This is a genomic window from Pseudomonas sp. FP2338, from assembly GCF_030687515.1.
Classification (GTDB): domain Bacteria; phylum Pseudomonadota; class Gammaproteobacteria; order Pseudomonadales; family Pseudomonadaceae; genus Aquipseudomonas; species Aquipseudomonas salomonii.
In genome coordinates this window covers 1,041,850-1,060,555 of the sequence record NZ_CP117436.1, presented here as the reverse complement: position 1 = coordinate 1,060,555, position 18,706 = coordinate 1,041,850, and the positions used below count along the sequence as shown (strand labels likewise).

The window sequence follows — 18,706 nt, the reverse complement described above, 5'->3', positions numbered from 1 at the left end:
CCAGGACTGGGTGCAAACAGGCCGCCAGTATAACGGCGCATGTGGGCCACTCACCAGCCATCCTGAACGTCAGCTGAAGGCGGGCTGAAATTACAATTTCGCATAATTTCGTCACTCCATTGTCATGGCACACTGGCAACCTTCGAGCATGTAACGTAACAGGTACAAAGCCATGCGCCTTCTTAAATCATTGTTCATGTCACACCCCCGCCATCGCCACTACGCACGGCTCGATGCCAACGGCCATTGCGTGGCGTTCAAGCAGTGCAGCCTGCCACCCGTGGGCGATGGCTGGGTGGAAGTCTCGGAGACTCACCTGGGCTGGATGCACCGTCCACTGCCGATGAGTGCCCGAATCAGCCCGCAGGTTGCTCACAGGCATTCGCGGCACGCACTGGCTTCCTGAACAGCCCTAATAAAAGTCACAAAACACGCCCATTTCCCCGACGTTCTTCGCTACAATCTCCCCCCGATTATAAGGACGTCTCCTGATCGGGCCTCGCAGCACCGTTAATGCCTCGGTATTAACCCCCCAATCGCCCACAGAGAGCCGCCCACACAGATCGAGTGAAGCTGGCGCGCTTGCTGATTTCTTTGCAAACCACCCCTCTTTGCCGAATCTGCCAGAGCTGCCATTGCGCTCGGCCACTTGAGTTGTTTGCCCGTCTTGCCGCGTGTCGGCAGGGGTTTACGGGCCAGGTGCCAGGCTGGGGCAGCCCTTTTTTGAGGTTCACGTCTTCAAAAGAGCGTGAAAAAACGGGTTTTCACAACTTCACAAGAGTGTGGCGAGCAAATGAATAGTTTGGCGTTTGTACAAGCACCATCAGCGTCTGGAACAGCCCAACCACACAGGACCGAGTACTCCTCAAACACCGGAGCTTGAGCCTGTCCGCTACGGATTGGTTGCACGAATCGCACGCTTTGACCATAAGTCGAATTGCCACAGGCGCCCATGAATGCGTTCATAGGCAGATTAGCCGGCAGGAAGCGTGTGCTGAAGTTGCAAAGAATTGCGAAACGGACATGGCGATCCTGGCCATGGGTAACTTGGGGCAACACGTGAACCGCCCCGTCACTCCTGGCAGCCATGCCGTCAATTTGGTGCTGCAGATTTTGGAGACGCGTTAAATGGCGCATAACGAAGCAGTCGACGTAGTACTGGTAGGGGCCGGCATCATGAGTGCCACCCTGGCCGTATTGCTCAAAGAGCTCGACCCCGGCCTCAAGCTGGAAGTCGTTGAGCTGATGGATTCGGGTGCCGCGGAGAGTTCCAACCCGTGGAACAACGCCGGCACCGGCCACGCCGGGCTGTGTGAGCTGAACTACACGCCGCAGGCCGGCGACGGCTCCATCGACATCAAGAAAGCTGTGCACATCAACACCCAGTTCGAGGTGTCGAAGCAGTTCTGGGCGTACCTGACCAAAAAGGGCACCTTTGGCTCGTCCAAGTCCTTTATCAGCCCGGTGCCGCACCTGAGCTTCGTGCAAGGCGACAAAGGCGTGTCGTTCCTCAAGAAGCGCTTTGAAACCCTCAGCCAGCACCATGCGTTCTCGGACATGCATTACACCGAAGACCGCAATGAGATGGCCGAGTGGATGCCACTGATGATGCCGGGCCGCCCGCTCGACGAAAAAATCGCGGCCACCCGCGTGATGAACGGCACCGACGTCAATTTCGGCGCCCTGACCAACCAACTGCTGTCGCACCTGACCAGCGCACCCGATGCCCAGGTCAAGTACAGCAAACGCGTCACCGGCCTCAAGCGCAATGGCGCGGGCTGGACCGTTAGCATCAAGGACGTCAACAGCGGCAACAGCCGCGAAGTCGACGCCAAGTTCGTCTTCCTCGGCGCCGGTGGCGCGGCCCTGCCGCTGCTGCAAGCTTCGGGCATCGAAGAGAGCAAAGGCTTCGGTGGCTTCCCGGTCAGTGGCCAGTGGCTGCGTTGCGACAACCCGGAAGTGGTCAAGCACCACCAGGCCAAGGTTTACAGCCAGGCCGCCGTGGGCTCGCCGCCGATGTCGGTGCCGCACCTTGACACCCGCGTGGTCGACGGCAAGAAATCCCTGCTGTTCGGGCCATACGCCGGCTTTACCACCAAGTTCCTCAAGCACGGCTCGTTCCTCGACCTGCCGCTGTCGGTTCGCGCCGGCAACATCGGCCCGATGCTGGCAGTCGCTCGCGACAACATGGACCTGACCAAGTACCTGGTCAGCGAAGTGATGCAATCCATGGAGCAGCGCCTGGAATCCCTGCGCCGCTTCTACCCGCAAGCCAAAGCCGAAGACTGGCGCCTGGAAGTGGCCGGCCAACGGGTGCAGATCATCAAGAAAGACCCGAAAAAAGGCGGCGTGCTGCAATTCGGCACCGAGCTGGTCGCGGCCAAAGACGGCTCGCTGGCAGCCCTGCTGGGCGCGTCCCCAGGTGCTTCGGTGACGGTTTCGATCATGCTGGAACTGATCGAGCGCTGCTTCCCGGCCAAGGCTGCCGGAGAGTGGGCGGCCAAGCTGCACGAGATCTTCCCGGCGCGGGAAAAAGTGCTGGAGACGGATGCTGAGCTGTATCGCAAGATCAATGCGCAGAACAACATCAGCCTGGAGCTGGTTGAGCAAAGCAACGAGGCTGAGAGCTACGCTTAAGACCTGGCTGCAAAAAAAACGCCCTTCGGGGCGTTTTTTTGTGGCCGGGATAATCAGCCGCGAGCTTTTACGATCAGCTCGATGTACTCGGGTGCGTTGCGCTGGTCCTTGATAATCTCGACGAAGGTCTGGCCATGCTCGTCCTTGCCGTCCAGGTCCAGGCCTGCTTCCTTGAAAAAACCCAGGAAGCGCTCGAAATCGTCGATACGCAGGCCACGGTAGGCCTTGATCAGCTTGTGCAGGGACGGTGAAGTCGAGTCGACTGGCTCAAAATTCAGGAACAACTTGATCTGGTCGTCGCCGATCTCGTCACCAATCACCTGTTTCTTATCTTTACGCATTACCGACTCCAGCCTGCAGACATTACACGGGAGAGGAAGTCTACCTGCCAGACACCACCTTCGAAAACAACCAAACACTCATGTGGGAGCTGGCTTGCCTGCGATGGCGGTGCATCAGTGACAGTCGGGCCAGCTGACCCGCCGCCATCGCAGGCAAGCCAGCTCCCACATTGACTGCATTCGGCTTAATTACTTTGCGCGAACCGCGCCGGTGTGCAGGTCCGCCCAGATATGCCCGTTGGCATAACTGAGGAACTGTACATACACCGTGTCATTACGCAGCAGGTCGACAATCACTCGATATTGCGCCATCGGGTAAGAAAGGGTCAGGGTTTTGCTGGCGCCATCAAACAGCGGCTTCTTCAGGCTTTTGCTTTCGGCGTCGAAATTGAGCACCACCTGGGCGATGGTCGCGCCTTTGTTCAAGGATTTGCCCTTGAGGCGGATCATCAACGGCGAGGTCACCGGAATCGGCTGTTGCGTTGATTGCCGCTGGTTACCCACCACCACCGCATATTCGGTAACTTGCAGCAGTTGCTGCTGGTCGGGCGTTTGCGCGCGCAGGGTGAGGTCATCCGGCGGCAGGAACTGGCTGTGCATCGGCGCGGGCGCGGCAGCCAGTGGCAAACTGAGAGTCAACGCCAGGGCGGCGCAGGTGCGTGTCGACAGGCTCATGGGCCGCTCCGTAGAAGATGGCCGAGCACTGTAGCTCAATCGAACTGGGCGAGCATCCAGCGTTGGTACTCGGCCACACCGGCATCGCCTTCGCGGGGCGCCCAGTCGGGTGACTCGCCCTCGCCTATCGGTCGATACGGCCCGGCCTTGCATTCAAACATCACGCTGTCGGGTTCCAGCACCACCAGGCCATGAAACACGCCTGGCGGCAAGTCGACGCCTGCGCACTCGCCGCCCGCCTGCAAAATGCGCTTGGCAATCACCTCGCCGGTGTCGCTGAACACCAGTATGCCGAGGCTGCCCTTGAGCACCAGCAAGGTTTCCGCCTTGTCGGCACTCAGGTGCCGATGCGGCGGCACATAGGTGTCGGGTTGCAGGCCAACGGCCAGGCGATGGCAGGGTTCTTCCATCTGATGCAAGTTGTGATGGTGCCGGCCGCGAGGGCTGGCGGCCGCTTTCTCGGCCAACTCAGCGAACAGCGTCTGGTCAAGAAAGCGCGCCATGGTTTACATCCCTTTAACCGCGTAGATGCCATTGGCGTTACGCCAGTAGCCTTTGTAGTCCATACCGTAGCCGAAAATGTAACGGTCGATGCACGGCAGACCGACGTAATCGGCTTTGAGGTCCGGGCGGGCCTTGCGGTCGTGGTCTTTGTCGATCAATACGGCGGTGTGCACTTTGCGCGCACCGGCGTGTTTGCAGAAGTCGATGATCGCGCCCAGGGTGTGACCTTCGTCGAGGATGTCGTCGATGATCAGCACGTCGCGGTCGATGAACGAGACTTCCGGCTTGGCTTTCCAGAACAGGTCGCCGCCGCTGGTCTCGTTGCGATAACGGGTGGCATGCAGGTACGAGGCTTCCAGCGGGAATTGCAGATGGGTCAGCAATTTGCCGGCGAAAATCAGGCCGCCGTTCATCACGCAGAAGACCACCGGGTTGGTGTCGGCCATTTCGCGGCTGATGTGTGCGCCGACCTTGGCGATCGCTTCTTCGACTTGCGCTTCGGTGTACAGGCAGTCAGCCTCGCGCATGATTTGACGGATATGCTCGAGATCAGCGGACATGGCGCTCTCCAAGGGGGTGCTGTGGCAAGAAAAGCGGGCAAAGGTACGCATGTGAGGCGCAACGATCAAGCCTTAATGGACTAACGTACTAGATGTCTATAGGACAACACCCTCGGATAGATTAATCTAGGCCGGTTTTTTTGCCCGCCGCCGGAGCCTTTCCCATGCCCACTCGCGAGATCCGCCACCCGCTGATCCGACACAAACTCGGCCTTATGCGCCGTGCCGACATTAGCACGAAGAACTTCCGTGAGCTTGCTCAGGAAGTCGGAGCGCTGCTGACCTATGAAGCGACCAAGGATTTGCCGCTTGAAACCTACGAGATCCCCGGTTGGGCCGGTCCCGTACAAGTAGAGAAAATCGCCGGTAAGAAAATCACCGTAGTGCCTATCCTGCGCGCCGGTATCGGCATGCTCGAAGGCGTGCTCAGCCTGATCCCGGGCGCCAAAGTCAGCGCTGTGGGCGTGGCCCGCAATGAAGAAACCTTGCAGGCGCACACCTACCTGGAAAAACTCGTCCCGGAAATCAACGAACGCCTGGCAATGATCATCGACCCGATGCTCGCCACCGGCAGTTCCATGGTTGCCACCATCGACCTGCTGAAAAAGGCCGGCTGCAAGGACATCCGCGCCATGGTGCTGGTAGCTGCCCCCGAAGGCATCGCCGCTGTCGAAAAGGCCCACCCGGATGTGCAGATCTACACCGCCTCCATCGACGAGCGCTTGAACGAACACGGCTACATCATCCCAGGCCTGGGCGATGCCGGTGACAAGATCTTCGGCACCAAGCAGAAGGACGCGTGAGCATGCAGGATGAATTCAACGACCCGCTTTGGCGCCAGATCCTGTCTGGCGCACAAATGCTGTTTGTAGCATTTGGCGCGCTGGTGTTGATGCCACTGATCACAGGTCTTGATCCAAACGTCGCACTGTTTACCGCAGGCCTGGGCACGTTGCTGTTCCAGGTGGTGACAGGGCGGCAGGTGCCGGTATTCCTGGCATCGAGCTTTGCGTTTATCACGCCGATCATTCTCGCCAAGGGCCAGTTCGGCCTCGCGGCGACCATGGGCGGCGTGATGGCGGCCGGTTTCGTTTACACCTTCCTGGGCCTGGCCGTGAAGGTCAAAGGCACCGGGTTCATCGACCGCCTGCTGCCGCCGGTGGTGATTGGCCCGGTGATCATCTCGATTGGCCTGGCCATGGCGCCGATTGCCGCCAACATGGCGATGGGCAAAGCCGGTGATGGCAGCGAGCTGATCCATTACCAGACGGCGATGCTGATTTCGATGCCGGCACTGCTGACCACCCTGATCGTTGCGGTATTCGGCAAAGGCATTTTCCGCCTGGTGCCGATTATCTCCGGCGTGCTGGTCGGCTTTGCCATGTCGTTCTACTTTGGTGTGGTCGACACGGCGAAGATCGCCGCCGCGCCGTGGTTCGCCCTGCCCCACTTCACCGCGCCGGAGTTCAACTGGCAGGCGATTCTGTTTATCGTCCCGGTGGCCCTGGCCCCGGCGATCGAACATATCGGCGGTGTGATTGCGGTGGGCAGCGTGACCGGTCGCGATTACCTGAAAAAGCCCGGCCTGCACCGCACCTTGCTGGGTGACGGGATTGCCACCACCGCTGCCGGCCTGTTCGGCGGCCCGCCAAACACTACCTACGCCGAAGTGACTGGCGCAGTGATGCTGACCAAGAACTACAACCCGAAAATCATGACCTGGGCGGCAGTGTTTGCCATCAGCCTGGCGTTTATCGGCAAGTTCGGCGCGTTGCTGCAAAGCATCCCGGTACCGGTGATGGGCGGGATTCTGTGCCTGCTGTTCGGCTCGATTGCGGCGGTGGGTATGAACACGCTGATTCGCCACAAGATCGACCTGGGCGAAGCGCGCAATCTGGTGATTGTGTCGGTGACACTGGTGTTCGGGATTGGCGGTGTGCTGGTCGGCACCGGCACTGGCCCGGATGACTTCGGCCTCAAGGGCATCGCCCTGTGTGCGGTGGTAGCGATTGGTTTGAACCTGCTGCTGCCGGGCAATGATGGCTGGAAGAACAAGAAGCCGGATGAGCCGTTGATCTAACTGGCTCAACGCAAAACAAGTGTGGGAGCTGGCTTGCCTGCGATAGCGGTGTATCAAACGACGGATATGTAGACTGTTACACCGCTATCGCAGGCAAGCCCGCTCCCACATTTTTTTATTTTCAGTGTGGCTTAGAGCTCACCGAGGCCATCGATCAGCGCCTGGTTCTGCTCCGGCGTACCGATGCTGATCCGCAGGAACTGGGCAATCCTCTCCTGCTTGAAGTGCCGCACAATCACCCCTTGCTCACGCAGCTTTGCGGCCAAACCCGCCGCGTCGTGCCGTGGGTGACGGGCAAAGATGAAGTTGGCCGCAGAAGGCAACACTTCAAAACCTTTGCCCTCCAATTGCGCGACCACCGTGTTGCGGCTGTCGATCACCTGCTTGCAGGTCTTCTCGAAATACTCACGGTCCTCAAACGCCGCCGCCGCCCCGACAATCGCCAGGCGATCCAACGGGTAGGAGTTGAAGCTGTTCTTGACCCGCTCCAGCGCTTCGATCAGGTCTGGGTGGCCCACGGCCAGGCCTACACGCAAACCGGCCAGTGAGCGCGATTTGGACAGGGTCTGCGTCACCAGCAGGTTCGGGTAGCGATCCACCAGGCTGATGGCGGTTTCGCCGCCGAAGTCGATATAGGCCTCATCCACCACCACCACCGAATCCGGGCTGGCCTTGAGAATCTGCTCCACCGCGTCCAGCGCCAGTACGCAGCCAGTCGGCGCGTTCGGGTTGGGGAAGATGATCCCGCCGTTGGGCTTGGCGTAGTCGGCCACGCGGATTTGGAATTGCTCGTCCAGCGGCACCGGAGCGGACTTGATGCCGTAAAGGCCGCAGTACACCGGGTAGAAGCTGTAGCTGATGTCCGGGAACAGCAGCGGCAAGTCGTGCTGGAACAAACCGTGAAAGATGTGCGCCAGCACTTCGTCGGAGCCGTTGCCGAGGAACACGTTGCCGGCGTCAACGCCGTAATACTTGGCCACGGCCTGCTTGAGCAGGTCGCTGTTGGGGTCGGGGTACAAACGCAGGTTGTCGTTCAACTCGGCCTGCATCGCCGCCAGTGCCTTGGGCGATGGGCCGTAGGGGTTTTCATTGGTGTTGAGCTTGACCAGTTTGGTCAGCTTCGGTTGTTCGCCGGGTACGTAAGGCACGAGGTCCTTGACGAAGGGGCTCCAGAATTTGCTCATGCCTCATTTCCCCTCTTCAAGGATGCGATATTCGGCGCTACGCGCGTGGGCGCTCAGCGATTCACCACGGGCCAGCACCGAGGCAGTTTTGCCCAGTTCGGAGGCGCCTTGTGGCGAGCAGAAGATAATCGACGAACGCTTCTGGAAGTCATACACCCCCAGCGGCGATGAGAACCGCGCGGTACCGGACGTCGGCAGCACGTGGTTGGGGCCGGCGCAGTAGTCGCCCAGAGCTTCGCTGGTGTGGCGGCCCATGAAGATCGCACCGGCGTGGCGGATCGACGGCAGCCAGGCCTGCGGGTCGGCTACAGATAATTCCAAGTGCTCCGGCGCAATGCGGTTGGCCACTTCGATGGCCTGTTCCATGTCACGCACCAGAATCAGCGCACCACGGCCATTGATCGACTTCTCGATGATCTCGGCGCGGTCCATGGTCGGCAGCAGCGTGTTGATGCTGGCGGCGACCTTGTCGAGGAACTCGGCGTCCGGGCTGACCAGAATCGCCTGGGCGTCTTCGTCGTGCTCGGCCTGGGAAAACAGGTCCATGGCGATCCAGTCCGGGTCGGTCTGGCCGTCGCACACCACGAGGATTTCCGAAGGGCCGGCGATCATGTCGATACCGACCTGGCCAAACACGTGGCGCTTGGCGGTGGCGACATAGATGTTGCCTGGGCCAACCACCTTGTCGACCTTCGGCACGCTTTCGGTGCCGTAGGCCAGGGCCGCAACGGCTTGCGCACCACCAATGGTGAACACGCGATCGACGCCGGCGATGCAGGCAGCGGCCAGCACCAGCTCGTTGATTTCACCACGCGGGGTCGGCACCACCATGACCACTTCGGTTACGCCCGCCACTTTGGCCGGGATCGCGTTCATCAGCACCGATGACGGGTACGAGGCCTTGCCGCCGGGCACGTACAGACCGGCGCGGTCCAGCGGCGTGACTTTTTGGCCCAGCACAGTGCCGTCGGCTTCGGTGTAGCTCCAGGAATCCTGTTTCTGTTTTTCGTGGTAGCTGCGCACCCGCGCCGCCGCCACTTCCAGGGCTTGACGCTGGGGTGCTGTGATGCGTGTCAGCGCCAGCTCCAGGCGTTCACGGGGCAGGATCAGGTCAGCCATGGACTTCACGTCCAGGCCGTCGAACTGACGGGTGAAATCCACCAGCGCCGCATCACCGCGCTCACGCACAGCCTTGATAATGTCGAGCACTCGCTGGTTGACCGAGTCGTCAGACACGCTTTCCCAGCTCAGCAGATGATCCAGATGATGGGCGAAATCCGGGTCGGCAGCGTTGAGTCGGGCAATTGCAGTGGACGTGGTCATAGCGAGGGCCTCATAGGAATGGCAAAAATACTCAAGCGCCGAAAGTTAGCAGTCGATCCGCTTGGGCACCTGAGAATTCTGGCTATGAGGCGGATAGACGGGCGCGGCCTAAGGCCGCGCGGGTGAGTCAACCGCGGTGTCGAGACTCCACTGCCTTGCGCAGGGTGTCGATCAACGCCTGGATACGGGCGTGCTGCATTTTCATGGAAGCTTTGTTGACGATCAGGCGGGAGCTGATGTCAGCAATGAAATCCTGGGGTTCGAGGCCGTTTGCACGCAGGGTGTTGCCGGTGTCGACCACGTCGATGATCTTGTCGGCCAGGCCGATCAGCGGCGCCAGCTCCATCGAGCCGTAAAGCTTGATGATGTCGACCTGACGGCCTTGCTCGGCGTAGTAGCGTTTGGCGACGTTGACGAACTTGGTGGCCACGCGCAGGCGGCCTTTGGGCTCAACATCACCGACACGGCCGGCGGTCATCAGCTTGCACAGCGCAATACGCAGGTCCAACGGCTCGTACAGGCCCTGACCACCGTATTCCATCAACACGTCTTTACCGGCCACACCGAGGTCGGCGGCGCCATGTTCAACGTAGGTCGGCACGTCGGTAGCCCGTACGATCAGCAGGCGTACATCGTCCTGGGTCGTGGGGATGATCAGCTTGCGGCTCTTGTCCGGATTCTCGGTCGGCACGATGCCCGCTTCAGCCAGAAGCGGCAAAGTGTCGTCAAGGATGCGGCCCTTGGACAGTGCGATGGTCAACATGGGAAACGTCAGTCCTTCATCAGGCTATTGCTGTCCGGTCGCAAACGGCGCCAGACACAGATCGAGGCCATTACAGCCTCGATTTGAAACAAATTCAGCAGGATCAACAGCAAACACAGCCCTGTGGCGAGGGAGCTTGCTCCCGCTGGACTGCGCAGCAGTCCAGCTCTTGGGGGCCGCTTCGCGACCCAGCGGGAGCAAGCTCCCTCGCCACAGGTGACGGTGTTACTAGCCCGGTACGCGGCGGATTTTAGCGCCGAGCATCTGCAGTTTTTCTTCGATGCACTCGTAACCACGGTCGATGTGGTAAATGCGGTCGATCAGGGTGTCGCCGTCCGCGCACAGCGCCGAAATCACCAGGCTGGCCGAGGCACGCAGGTCGGTCGCCATCACTGGCGCGCCCTTGAGCTTGTCGATACCGGTAACGATGGCGGTGTTGCCTTCGACCTGAATCTTGGCGCCCATGCGGTGTAGTTCATACACGTGCATGAAGCGGTTTTCGAAGATGGTCTCGATTACGGCGCCTGTGCCTTCGGCAATCGCGTTCAAGGAAATGAACTGCGCCTGCATGTCGGTCGGGAACGCCGGATAAGGAGCCGTACGCACGTTTACGGCTTTTGGCCGCTTGCCGTGCATGTTCAGCTCGATCCAGTCCTCACCGGTAGTGATTTCAGCACCGGCTTCCTTGAGTTTTTCCAGCACGGCTTCCAGGATGGTCGGATCGGTGTCCTTGACCTTGACGCGGCCACCGGTAACGGCGGCGGCAACCAGGTAGGTGCCGGTCTCGATACGGTCCGGCATCACTTTGTAGGTGGCCGAGTGCAGACGCTTCACACCGTCGATAGTGATGGTGTCGGTGCCGGCGCCGGTGATGTTGGCACCCATGGCGATGAGGAAGTTGGCCAGGTCGACCACTTCAGGCTCGCGCGCAGCGTTTTGCAGCACGCTGCGACCGTTCGCCAGGGCGGCGGCCATCATGATGTTCTCGGTACCGGTGACGCTGACGGTATCAAAGAAGAAGTTGGCACCGCGCAAACCCCCTTCCGGCGCCTTGGCCTTGATATAGCCACCTTCTACGTCGATGACCGCGCCCATGGCTTCAAGGCCACGGATGTGCAGGTCGACAGGGCGCGAGCCAATCGCGCAACCGCCAGGCAGTGCGACTTCAGCTTCGCCGAAACGGGCAACCATCGGGCCCAGTACCAGGATCGAGGCACGCATGGTTTTCACCAGTTCGTACGGAGCAATCAGGGTCTTGATGGTGCGCGGGTCGATTTCGACAGACAGCTTCTCGTCGATCACCGGCTCAATACCCATGCGACCGAACAGCTCGATCATGGTGGTGATGTCGTGCAGGTGCGGCAGGTTGGCCACGGTTACCGGGCCATCGCACAGCAGGGTCGCTGCCAGGATCGGCAAGGCGGAGTTTTTTGCACCGGAAATGCGGATCTCGCCATCAAGGCGGGCACCACCGGTAATAATCAATTTATCCATAAGAATCTCGACGCCTTGGGGGCTCAGGTGCGCTCGGCCCAGGCCGCGCGGCTGAAAAATTTCATAGTGACCGCATGGATGCTGCCATTGGTGATCCACGGGTTCAAATGGGCATAGATCTGCTGTTGACGCTTGACCGGGCTCAATGCCGCCAGTTCATCGCTAATCACGTTCAGCTGGAAATTGCAGCCTTCGCCTTCAACTTCGACGTTCGTTTCGGGCAGCTTTCCTTCAAGGAAGCTTTTAACTTCTAGGGCCTGCATGCTCAACCTCTATCGGCGCCCAGTGCGCACGGGTCGCACATCATACAAAAAAGCCCCGCGCCTGCGAACCCCGCATAGCAGGACTCTGACGGGGGGCTTCTTTAATAATGCGTATTAAGGATGCGCCAACAGCTCGGTAATACCGGAAACTTCAGCGATTTCACGCATGTCTTCGGGCATTGAGCGGATGCTGACCGGTTTCTTGGCCGCTTGCGCATCACGCATAAAGCACAGCAACAACGACAAGCCGACGCTGCTGGACTTGGTCACCGCCGAGCAATCAAGCACCAGCGCTGGTGCATTACTGCTGTTGATCAGCGCCTGGCCCTGCTTGCGCAGGTCAGGCCCGGTGCGGTAATCCAGCACGCCACTGAGGAACAACTCGCCAGCGTCACCAAGACGAACAGCCGACTCGGTCATTGCGCAGGCTTCCCGGCTTGCTTGTCGGTTTCTTCCTTGGCCTTGGCGACTTCACCGGCCCAACCATTGATGGTTTTGTCCAGGTTATTGCCATTACGCTGCATCGCATCAGCGAACTGATCGCGGAACAGCTTGCCGATGTTGATGCCGTTGATGATCACGTTGCGCAGTTTCCACTCGCCGTTGACCTTCTCCAGCGTGTACTGAACCGGGTAAATCGCGCCGTTGTTGCCTTTGACGGTCATGTTGACGCTGGTGCGGTCACCCGACTCATCCCCGGCTGGAGCGACGGTAATACCTTGGTTGTTGTACTCAAGCAGGGCATTGCCATAGAACTGGAACAGGCCCTTCTTGAAGTTTTCCTGGAAGGTTTGCATCTGCGCAGGCGTGGCCTTGCGCGAATACTTGACCGTCATGATGCTGCGGGAAATGCCCTCGGCATCGACCACAGGACCCACAATGGTGTTGAGCGCTTCGTAGAACTTGGTGGGGTCTTGCTTGTACTGCTCTTTGTTGGCAGTCAGGTCAGCCAGCATCTTGTTGGTCGTGTCCTGCACCAGATCGTGCGCAGAACCCGCCGCGTTGGCCATCAACGGCAGCGCTGCCAGCAGCACCAGCAGGCCACGTCGCAAGGTAGAGATCATGAACAGGTTCCTCATTTGGCGTCTTTATTGACCGTATTGAGCAGGAATTTACCGATCAAGTCTTCAAGCACCAACGACGACTGTGTGTCGTGGATTGTCGAACCATCCTTGAGCAGGGCTGTTTCCCCACCCACGCTGACGCCGATGTACTTCTCGCCCAGCAGCCCAGCAGTGAGGATAGATGCAGTGGAGTCAGTCGGCAGATTATCTACCTTCTTGTCGACTTGCATGGTCACCCGGCCAGTGAAGCTGTCGCGATCCAGATCGATTGCCGTGACCTTGCCGATGGTTACACCAGCCATGGTCACTTTAGCTCTGACCGTCAAACCGGCGATATTGTCGAAGTACGCGTAAAGTTTATAAGTATCGGCGGTAGGGCTGGCCGAAAGGCCGCTGACTCGCAGGGCGAGCAACAGTAAAGCCAGGATGCCAGCCAGCAAGAAAAGGCCGACACCGATTTCCACAGTGCGGTTTTGCATCAGAAATCTCCAAACATCAAGGCGGTCAAAATGAAGTCAAGGCCCAGTACCGCCAGCGAGGCGTACACAACGGTCTTGGTGGTGGCGCGACTGATCCCTTCTGAAGTGGGCTCACAGTCATAGCCTTGGAATACGGCGATCCAGGTCACTACAAAGGCGAAAACGATGCTTTTGATGATGCCATTGAGCACGTCGCCGCTGAAGGTCACGCTGTTTTGCATGTTGCCCCAGTACGAGCCGTCATAAACGCCCAACCAGTCAACCGCCACCCACGAACCACCCCAGATGCCCACCACGCTGAAAATCATCGCCAGCAGCGGCAGGGATATGAAGCCGGCCCACAGGCGCGGGGCAACAATATATTTGAGCGGGTCCACGCCGATCATTTCCAGGCTGGACAACTGTTCGGTGGACTTCATGTTGCCGATTTCGGCGGTCAATGCAGACCCCGCACGCCCGGCAAACAGCAAGGCGGTGACCACCGGCCCCAGCTCACGCAGCAGCGTCAGGGCAACCATCTGCCCGACTGCCTGCTCCGAACCGTAGCTGGAGAGGATATTGAACCCCTGCAACGCCAGCACCATGCCGATGAATATCCCGGACACCACGATGATGACCAGGGACATCACCCCCACCGAATGCAGCTGCTTGATCAGCAGGCCGAAACCGCCGCCAATGCCGCCACGCCCGAGCAGCGCGTGAAACAGGAAAATCGTCGAACGCCCCAGAACCTCGATCAAGTCGATGCCGGAGCGGCCGAAAAGGCGAACCTTCTCGATTAAAGATGTCTTGCGCATCAGCGCTTCCCCAGAAGATCTGAGCGGTAGTCCGCTGCCGGAAAATGAAAAGGCACCGGGCCATCGGGATCGCCGGTCATGAATTGGCGAATGCGCGGGTTGTCAGCGTTCATCAGCTCTTCGGGCGTGCCCTGCCCCAGCACCTGGCCATCGCCGACGACATAAAGGTAGTCAGCAATGCTCGCGGTTTCGGCCAGGTCGTGGGAAACCACGATACTGGTGATCCCCAACGCATCGTTGAGCAGACGGATCAGGCGCACCAGCACGCCCATGGCGATCGGGTCCTGGCCTACGAACGGCTCGTCATACATGAGAATCTGCGGATCGAGGGCAATTGCTCGCGCCAGCGCAACACGGCGCTTCATGCCACCGGACAACTCGTCGGGCATCAGGTCGATAGCACCGCGCAGGCCCACGGCCTGCAATTTGAGCAGCACAATGTCACGAATCATTTCATCGGACAGCTGGGTATGCACCCGCAGCGGAAACGCTACGTTTTCGAAAACGTCGAGGTCGGTAAACAGGGCACCGCTCTGGAACAGCACGCCCATATGCTTGCGCGCATCGAACAGATCGCTGCGCGACAGGGTCGGCAGGTTCTGGCCGTTGACCCACACTTCGCCGTCGCTGGGCCGCAATTGCATGCCCATCAGGCGCAACAGAGTGGTCTTGCCGCAACCGGAAGGCCCCATGATGCCCGTGACTTTGCCGCGGGGAATGCGAATATCGACGTTATTGAAGATGCTGCGCGAACCGCGCTTGAAGGTAAGGCCCTTCAGCTCGACCGCGTAGGCGTTATCGGCACTCATCTAATCTCCTTGGGATGCAGCCTTTCACTCAGACACCATGCTTGCGACTTTCGTTTGCAACAGATGCACAAAAGTTAGCGGCATGGCTTGGGCCGACCGAACTGGCGGCGAACTATATCACTGCTGGTACAGAGCCCCCAAGGCCGGAACAGCGCTTGTTCAGATTCGGGACAGGGAAAACACCTGACCGTGCATCAATAGCAGGCACCTGCTGAATAACTAGCGTGAGGGATTTGATCATTACCGCTATAATCGCCGACTTTTCGTCAGGCTATACGATTTCAGACATGAGCCAATCCAGCGACCTTATTCAATCCGCACAACGCACCATCCGCCTCGAGCTTGAAGCCGTAGAAGGTTTACTGGCCCATATCGACGCAGATTTCGTACGCGCCTGCGAGATGATTCTGGCCAGCAAGGGCCGCGTGGTGGTGGTCGGCATGGGCAAATCCGGCCACGTCGGCAACAAGATCGCCGCCACCCTGGCCAGCACCGGGACCACGGCGTTTTTCGTGCACCCGGCTGAAGCCAGCCACGGTGACATGGGCATGATCACCAAGGATGACATTATCCTGGCGCTGTCGAACTCCGGCACCACCAACGAAATCGTGACCTTGCTGCCCTTGATCAAGCGCCTGGGCATCAAGATGATCAGCCTCACCGGCAACCCGGAATCCACGCTGGCCAAGGCTGCCGAAGTCAATTTGAACGTGCATGTGGCCCACGAAGCCTGCCCGCTTAACCTGGCACCGACCTCCTCCACCACCGCCGCCCTGGTGATGGGCGACGCCCTGGCCGTGGCGTTGCTGGAAGCCCGTGGTTTTACCGCTGAAGACTTCGCGTTTTCGCACCCCGGCGGCGCGCTGGGTCGTCGCCTGCTGCTCAAAGTGGAAAATGTCATGCATTCGGGCGATGAACTGCCCCACGTACAACGCGGCACCCTGCTCAAAGACGCACTGATGGAAATGACCCGCAAGGGCCTGGGCATGACCGTGATCCTGGAAGCCGACGGGCGCCTGGCCGGGGTCTTCACCGACGGCGACCTGCGCCGCACCCTGGACCGCACCATCGATATCCACACCGCGACTATCGATGCGGTGATGACGCCCCACGGCAAGACCGCCCGCCCCGAGATGCTTGCAGCCGAAGCGCTGAAGATCATGGAAGACCATAAGATTGGCGCGCTGGTGGTGGTCAATAGTGACGACCGCCCGATCGGCGCCCTGAACATGCACGACTTGCTGCGTGCGGGAGTGATGTAAATGACCAGCGACCTGCTGCAACGCGGCAAAAACATCAAACTGGCGATTTTCGACGTGGACGGCGTGCTGACCGATGGCCGCCTGTACTTCCTCGAAGATGGCAGCGAATTCAAGACCTTTAACACCCTCGACGGCCAGGGCATCAAAATGTTGATGGCCGCCGGTGTGCAAACGGCGATTATCAGTGGTCGAAAGACACCGGTTGTGGAACGCCGCGCACAAAACCTGGGGATTCCTCACCTGTATCAAGGCCGTGAGGATAAACTGGTGGTTCTGGACGCGCTTCTTGGCCAACTCAACCTAAGCTATGAGCAGGTTGCGTACCTGGGTGATGATCTGCCTGACCTGCCGGTCATTCGCCGAGTGGGCCTGGGTATGGCCGTCGCCAATGCGGCGGCATTTGTGCGTGAACACGCCCATGGCATTACTGTCGCACGTGGCGGCGAAGGCGCGGCCCGCGAGTTCTGCGAATTGATCCTGCGTGCCCAGGGCAGTCTTGAAGCGGCCCACGCCGCCTACTTATAGAGCGTTTTATGCTGAGCAAAAAGATTCGCAACTTCCTGTTATTCGGAGTCATCGCCGCGCTGTTCCTGGCGGTGGGCTACTGGAATATCAGCCCGGAGCGCTTTCTCGACAAGCCTGTAGCACAGGTTGACGAGGGGCTGATCGACAATTTCGCCACCAATGCCTATACGGTGCAGTTCATGCCCGACGGCAAGGTCCAATACGAGATGACCTCCGATAAGGTGGAGCACGTCAAAGCCTCCGACGTCAGCCTGCTGACCAACCCGGACCTGAACCTGTTCCGCGGCACCGACTTTCCGTGGCACGTCACCAGCAAACGGGGCGAGGTCAATGCGGACGGCACCCAGGTTGAGTTGATCGACTCGGTGCGCGTCGCGCGCACCGATGAACAGAAGCGTGACACCATCATCACCAGCAGTCGCATGACCGTTTTCCCACAACAGCAATATGCGCAGACCGAGCAAGACGTTAGAATTGACGGCGCTGGCGGTGTATCGACTGGCAAGGGAATGAAAGCGTATTTGAAAGAAAGCAGGATACACCTGCTATCGAACGTAAGAGGACAGTATGAGGCTCGTTAAAACCCTCCCTATTTTGCTCGGTCTGGGCGCAGCACTGGGAAGCGTGAGCGCCTGGGCTCTGCCGAACGATAGCCAGCAACCGATCCGCATTCAGGCTGACGATGCGCAGCTGGATGACAAGCAAGGTGTCGCCACCTATTCCGGTGGCGTGGTCATTATCCAGGGCTCGATGAAGATTACCGGCAACACGGTAACGCTGACTCGTACCCCGGCTGGTGACATCGACGTGGTGACTTCGGTAGGCAACCTGGCTTACTTCGAACAGATGCAGTCGGTTACCGACAAGAAGCCGATGCAGGGCTACGGTAAGACCATCCAGTATCACGCCCAGCAGAACCGCATTGTCCTGATCGACCAGGCACGGGTTGTCAGCACTGACGGCAACACCACCGAAGGTGAAAAAATCACCTACGACACCGTCAAACAGATCGCCACCGCCGGTCGCGCCAATGGCAGCAAGGTCACGCAACCCCGTCCTCGCATCGACATGGTGATCCAGCCGAAACAGAAAGACGCTGCCGCCCCTGCGCCTAAACCCGCTGCGAAGAAGACGAACTAATGGCAACCCTGAAAGCCCAGCATCTGGCCAAAGCTTATAAAAGCCGTCAGGTCGTACGCGACGTCAGCCTGTCGATCGACAGCGGCCAGATCGTCGGCTTGCTCGGCCCTAACGGCGCCGGCAAGACCACCTGCTTCTATATGATTGTTGGCCTGGTCCAGGCGGATCAGGGCCGTGTATTGATTGACGATCTGGACGTAAGCCACCAGCCGATGCACGGTCGTGCGCGCGCGGGAATCGGCTATCTTCCCCAGGAGGCGTCGATCTTCCGCAAACTGTCGGTGTCCGACAACATCATGGCGATCCTCGAGACCCGCAAGGAGCTCGACCGTGACGGCCGTCGCAAAGAGCTGGAAAGCCTGCTGCAGGAGTTCCACATCAACCACATCCGCGACAACCTCGGCATGAGCTTGTCCGGTGGTGAGCGTCGCCGAGTGGAAATCGCCCGTGCACTGGCTACCGCGCCGAAGTTCATCCTGCTGGACGAACCTTTTGCCGGTGTCGACCCGATCTCGGTTGGCGATATCAAGCAGATCATCCATCACCTCAAGGCCAAGGGCATCGGTGTATTAATCACCGACCACAACGTGCGTGAGACGCTCGATATCTGCGAAACCGCCTATATCGTCAACGATGGGCAACTGATTGCAGAAGGTGATTCCGCCACTATCCTGGCCAATGAACTGGTGAAGGAAGTGTACCTGGGTCACGAGTTCCGCCTGTAAACACGGTGGTATCAGGCCAGTGCCAGGGGCGCGTGCAAGTCAATAAAAACCTCAGTTTTTTTATTGTTACCGCGCTCTAGG

23 protein-coding genes are annotated in these 18,706 nt (G+C 59.3%); 9 read left to right on the top strand and 14 right to left on the bottom strand.

The annotated features are described in order from the left end of the window. The first annotated feature begins 172 nt into the window (after positions 1-172). Positions 173-406 (top strand): hypothetical protein, encoded by a 234-nt coding sequence (locus PSH96_RS04680; protein WP_081321407.1) that lies wholly within the window; start codon positions 173-175, stop codon positions 404-406. Positions 407-1,128: 722 nt separating this feature from the next. Further along, the gene (mqo, locus tag PSH96_RS04675; RefSeq protein WP_305457792.1) at positions 1,129-2,637 is read left to right on the top strand and encodes a malate dehydrogenase (quinone); all 1,509 of its coding nucleotides are present in this window, start codon (positions 1,129-1,131) and stop codon (positions 2,635-2,637) included. Between the two features lie 53 nt (positions 2,638-2,690). Here the strand turns inward: mqo and PSH96_RS04670 are convergent, their stop codons facing one another. The 4 genes from PSH96_RS04670 to PSH96_RS04655 all read right to left on the bottom strand — a co-directional run bounded on the left by PSH96_RS04670 (position 2,691) and on the right by PSH96_RS04655 (position 4,717). Next, positions 2,691-2,978 (bottom strand): PA4642 family protein, encoded by a 288-nt coding sequence (locus PSH96_RS04670; RefSeq protein ID WP_305457790.1) that lies wholly within the window; start codon positions 2,976-2,978, stop codon positions 2,691-2,693. Positions 2,979-3,167: 189 nt separating this feature from the next. Beyond that, positions 3,168-3,653 carry a hypothetical protein gene (locus tag PSH96_RS04665; protein WP_305457789.1) on the bottom strand — a complete coding sequence of 162 codons (486 nt, stop codon included), beginning with the start codon at positions 3,651-3,653 and terminating at the stop codon, positions 3,168-3,170. 35 nt (positions 3,654-3,688) lie between these two features. Continuing rightward, positions 3,689-4,156 (bottom strand): WbuC family cupin fold metalloprotein, encoded by a 468-nt coding sequence (locus tag PSH96_RS04660; protein ID WP_305457787.1) that lies wholly within the window; start codon positions 4,154-4,156, stop codon positions 3,689-3,691. 3 nt (positions 4,157-4,159) lie between these two features. Next, positions 4,160-4,717 (bottom strand): hypoxanthine-guanine phosphoribosyltransferase, encoded by a 558-nt coding sequence (locus PSH96_RS04655; RefSeq protein WP_003216150.1) that lies wholly within the window; start codon positions 4,715-4,717, stop codon positions 4,160-4,162. 164 nt (positions 4,718-4,881) lie between these two features. Between PSH96_RS04655 and upp the strand changes: the two genes are divergently transcribed. Together upp and PSH96_RS04645 are read left to right on the top strand one after the other, a co-directional pair. Next, complete coding sequence (gene upp / locus PSH96_RS04650; protein WP_017138223.1) at positions 4,882-5,520, top strand: uracil phosphoribosyltransferase; 639 nt, start codon at positions 4,882-4,884, stop codon at positions 5,518-5,520. Between the two features lie 2 nt (positions 5,521-5,522). After that, positions 5,523-6,797, top strand: coding sequence for a uracil-xanthine permease family protein (locus PSH96_RS04645; RefSeq protein WP_017138224.1), 1,275 nt, complete (start codon positions 5,523-5,525; stop codon positions 6,795-6,797). Between the two features lie 131 nt (positions 6,798-6,928). Here the strand turns inward: PSH96_RS04645 and hisC are convergent, their stop codons facing one another. The 10 genes from hisC to PSH96_RS04595 all read right to left on the bottom strand — a co-directional run bounded on the left by hisC (position 6,929) and on the right by PSH96_RS04595 (position 14,973). After that, on the bottom strand, positions 6,929-7,981 hold the full coding sequence (gene hisC / locus PSH96_RS04640) for a histidinol-phosphate transaminase (protein ID WP_305457785.1): 1,053 nt from the start codon (positions 7,979-7,981) through the stop codon (positions 6,929-6,931). 3 nt (positions 7,982-7,984) lie between these two features. After that, a complete protein-coding gene (gene hisD / locus PSH96_RS04635; RefSeq protein ID WP_056859015.1) occupies positions 7,985-9,304 on the bottom strand; it encodes a histidinol dehydrogenase in 1,320 nt (439 codons plus the stop codon). 127 nt (positions 9,305-9,431) lie between these two features. Beyond that, on the bottom strand, positions 9,432-10,067 hold the full coding sequence (gene hisG, locus PSH96_RS04630) for an ATP phosphoribosyltransferase (protein WP_003188599.1): 636 nt from the start codon (positions 10,065-10,067) through the stop codon (positions 9,432-9,434). 228 nt (positions 10,068-10,295) lie between these two features. Further along, on the bottom strand, positions 10,296-11,561 hold the full coding sequence (gene murA, locus PSH96_RS04625; RefSeq protein ID WP_017138227.1) for a UDP-N-acetylglucosamine 1-carboxyvinyltransferase: 1,266 nt from the start codon (positions 11,559-11,561) through the stop codon (positions 10,296-10,298). Between the two features lie 23 nt (positions 11,562-11,584). Then, on the bottom strand, positions 11,585-11,824 hold the full coding sequence (locus PSH96_RS04620) for a BolA family protein (RefSeq protein WP_065930287.1): 240 nt from the start codon (positions 11,822-11,824) through the stop codon (positions 11,585-11,587). A 114-nt stretch (positions 11,825-11,938) separates the two neighbouring features. Next, on the bottom strand, positions 11,939-12,244 hold the full coding sequence (locus PSH96_RS04615) for a lipid asymmetry maintenance protein MlaB (protein WP_056859017.1): 306 nt from the start codon (positions 12,242-12,244) through the stop codon (positions 11,939-11,941). After that, complete coding sequence (locus PSH96_RS04610) at positions 12,241-12,888, bottom strand: phospholipid-binding protein MlaC (protein WP_305457781.1); 648 nt, start codon at positions 12,886-12,888, stop codon at positions 12,241-12,243. Before PSH96_RS04610 ends, PSH96_RS04615 begins: the two co-directional genes overlap by 4 nt. 11 nt (positions 12,889-12,899) lie before the next feature. Next, positions 12,900-13,367: an outer membrane lipid asymmetry maintenance protein MlaD gene (mlaD, locus tag PSH96_RS04605; RefSeq protein WP_005784855.1), complete on the bottom strand. Its 468-nt coding sequence runs from the start codon at positions 13,365-13,367 to the stop codon at positions 12,900-12,902. Next, entirely contained in the window at positions 13,367-14,164 is a 798-nt protein-coding gene (mlaE, locus tag PSH96_RS04600) for a lipid asymmetry maintenance ABC transporter permease subunit MlaE (RefSeq protein WP_056859019.1), read from the bottom strand. The genes mlaD and mlaE overlap by 1 nt, the downstream gene beginning before the upstream one ends. Continuing rightward, positions 14,164-14,973, bottom strand: coding sequence for an ATP-binding cassette domain-containing protein (locus tag PSH96_RS04595; RefSeq protein WP_305457778.1), 810 nt, complete (start codon positions 14,971-14,973; stop codon positions 14,164-14,166). The genes mlaE and PSH96_RS04595 overlap by 1 nt, the downstream gene beginning before the upstream one ends. 287 nt (positions 14,974-15,260) lie before the next feature. Here PSH96_RS04595 and PSH96_RS04590 point away from each other — a divergent pair, with 287 nt between their 5' ends. The 5 genes from PSH96_RS04590 to lptB are packed head-to-tail and all read left to right on the top strand — an operon-like array spanning position 15,261 to position 18,625. Then, positions 15,261-16,235 carry a KpsF/GutQ family sugar-phosphate isomerase gene (locus PSH96_RS04590; protein ID WP_065930285.1) on the top strand — a complete coding sequence of 325 codons (975 nt, stop codon included), beginning with the start codon at positions 15,261-15,263 and terminating at the stop codon, positions 16,233-16,235. Then, entirely contained in the window at positions 16,236-16,760 is a 525-nt protein-coding gene (locus PSH96_RS04585; protein WP_305457776.1) for an HAD family hydrolase, read from the top strand. It abuts the gene before it with no gap. An 8-nt stretch (positions 16,761-16,768) separates the two neighbouring features. After that, positions 16,769-17,341 (top strand): LPS export ABC transporter periplasmic protein LptC, encoded by a 573-nt coding sequence (gene lptC, locus PSH96_RS04580; protein ID WP_056859022.1) that lies wholly within the window; start codon positions 16,769-16,771, stop codon positions 17,339-17,341. Continuing rightward, positions 17,328-17,900 carry a lipopolysaccharide transport periplasmic protein LptA gene (gene lptA, locus PSH96_RS04575; protein WP_065930282.1) on the top strand — a complete coding sequence of 191 codons (573 nt, stop codon included), beginning with the start codon at positions 17,328-17,330 and terminating at the stop codon, positions 17,898-17,900. The genes lptC and lptA overlap by 14 nt, the downstream gene beginning before the upstream one ends. Then, positions 17,900-18,625: an LPS export ABC transporter ATP-binding protein gene (gene lptB / locus PSH96_RS04570; protein WP_016974288.1), complete on the top strand. Its 726-nt coding sequence runs from the start codon at positions 17,900-17,902 to the stop codon at positions 18,623-18,625. The genes lptA and lptB overlap by 1 nt, the downstream gene beginning before the upstream one ends. Positions 18,626-18,706 lie beyond the last annotated feature (81 nt).

Excerpts from the sequence above, each read along its gene's own strand:
- PSH96_RS04680 (WP_081321407.1), top strand. The coding sequence starts at position 173 with ATGCGCCTTCTTAAATCATTGTTCATGTCACACCCCCGCCATCGCCAC.
- mqo (WP_305457792.1), top strand. The coding sequence starts at position 1,129 with ATGGCGCATAACGAAGCAGTCGACGTAGTACTGGTAGGGGCCGGCATC.
- PSH96_RS04670 (WP_305457790.1), bottom strand. The coding sequence starts at position 2,978 with ATGCGTAAAGATAAGAAACAGGTGATTGGTGACGAGATCGGCGACGAC.
- PSH96_RS04665 (WP_305457789.1), bottom strand. The coding sequence starts at position 3,653 with ATGAGCCTGTCGACACGCACCTGCGCCGCCCTGGCGTTGACTCTCAGT.
- PSH96_RS04660 (WP_305457787.1), bottom strand. The coding sequence starts at position 4,156 with ATGGCGCGCTTTCTTGACCAGACGCTGTTCGCTGAGTTGGCCGAGAAA.
- PSH96_RS04655 (WP_003216150.1), bottom strand. The coding sequence starts at position 4,717 with ATGTCCGCTGATCTCGAGCATATCCGTCAAATCATGCGCGAGGCTGAC.
- upp (WP_017138223.1), top strand. The coding sequence starts at position 4,882 with ATGCCCACTCGCGAGATCCGCCACCCGCTGATCCGACACAAACTCGGC.
- PSH96_RS04645 (WP_017138224.1), top strand. The coding sequence starts at position 5,523 with ATGCAGGATGAATTCAACGACCCGCTTTGGCGCCAGATCCTGTCTGGC.
- hisC (WP_305457785.1), bottom strand. The coding sequence starts at position 7,981 with ATGAGCAAATTCTGGAGCCCCTTCGTCAAGGACCTCGTGCCTTACGTA.
- hisD (WP_056859015.1), bottom strand. The coding sequence starts at position 9,304 with ATGACCACGTCCACTGCAATTGCCCGACTCAACGCTGCCGACCCGGAT.
- hisG (WP_003188599.1), bottom strand. The coding sequence starts at position 10,067 with ATGTTGACCATCGCACTGTCCAAGGGCCGCATCCTTGACGACACTTTG.
- murA (WP_017138227.1), bottom strand. The coding sequence starts at position 11,561 with ATGGATAAATTGATTATTACCGGTGGTGCCCGCCTTGATGGCGAGATC.
- PSH96_RS04620 (WP_065930287.1), bottom strand. The coding sequence starts at position 11,824 with ATGCAGGCCCTAGAAGTTAAAAGCTTCCTTGAAGGAAAGCTGCCCGAA.
- PSH96_RS04615 (WP_056859017.1), bottom strand. The coding sequence starts at position 12,244 with ATGACCGAGTCGGCTGTTCGTCTTGGTGACGCTGGCGAGTTGTTCCTC.
- PSH96_RS04610 (WP_305457781.1), bottom strand. The coding sequence starts at position 12,888 with ATGATCTCTACCTTGCGACGTGGCCTGCTGGTGCTGCTGGCAGCGCTG.
- mlaD (WP_005784855.1), bottom strand. The coding sequence starts at position 13,367 with ATGCAAAACCGCACTGTGGAAATCGGTGTCGGCCTTTTCTTGCTGGCT.
- mlaE (WP_056859019.1), bottom strand. The coding sequence starts at position 14,164 with ATGCGCAAGACATCTTTAATCGAGAAGGTTCGCCTTTTCGGCCGCTCC.
- PSH96_RS04595 (WP_305457778.1), bottom strand. The coding sequence starts at position 14,973 with ATGAGTGCCGATAACGCCTACGCGGTCGAGCTGAAGGGCCTTACCTTC.
- PSH96_RS04590 (WP_065930285.1), top strand. The coding sequence starts at position 15,261 with ATGAGCCAATCCAGCGACCTTATTCAATCCGCACAACGCACCATCCGC.
- PSH96_RS04585 (WP_305457776.1), top strand. The coding sequence starts at position 16,236 with ATGACCAGCGACCTGCTGCAACGCGGCAAAAACATCAAACTGGCGATT.
- lptC (WP_056859022.1), top strand. The coding sequence starts at position 16,769 with ATGCTGAGCAAAAAGATTCGCAACTTCCTGTTATTCGGAGTCATCGCC.
- lptA (WP_065930282.1), top strand. The coding sequence starts at position 17,328 with ATGAGGCTCGTTAAAACCCTCCCTATTTTGCTCGGTCTGGGCGCAGCA.
- lptB (WP_016974288.1), top strand. The coding sequence starts at position 17,900 with ATGGCAACCCTGAAAGCCCAGCATCTGGCCAAAGCTTATAAAAGCCGT.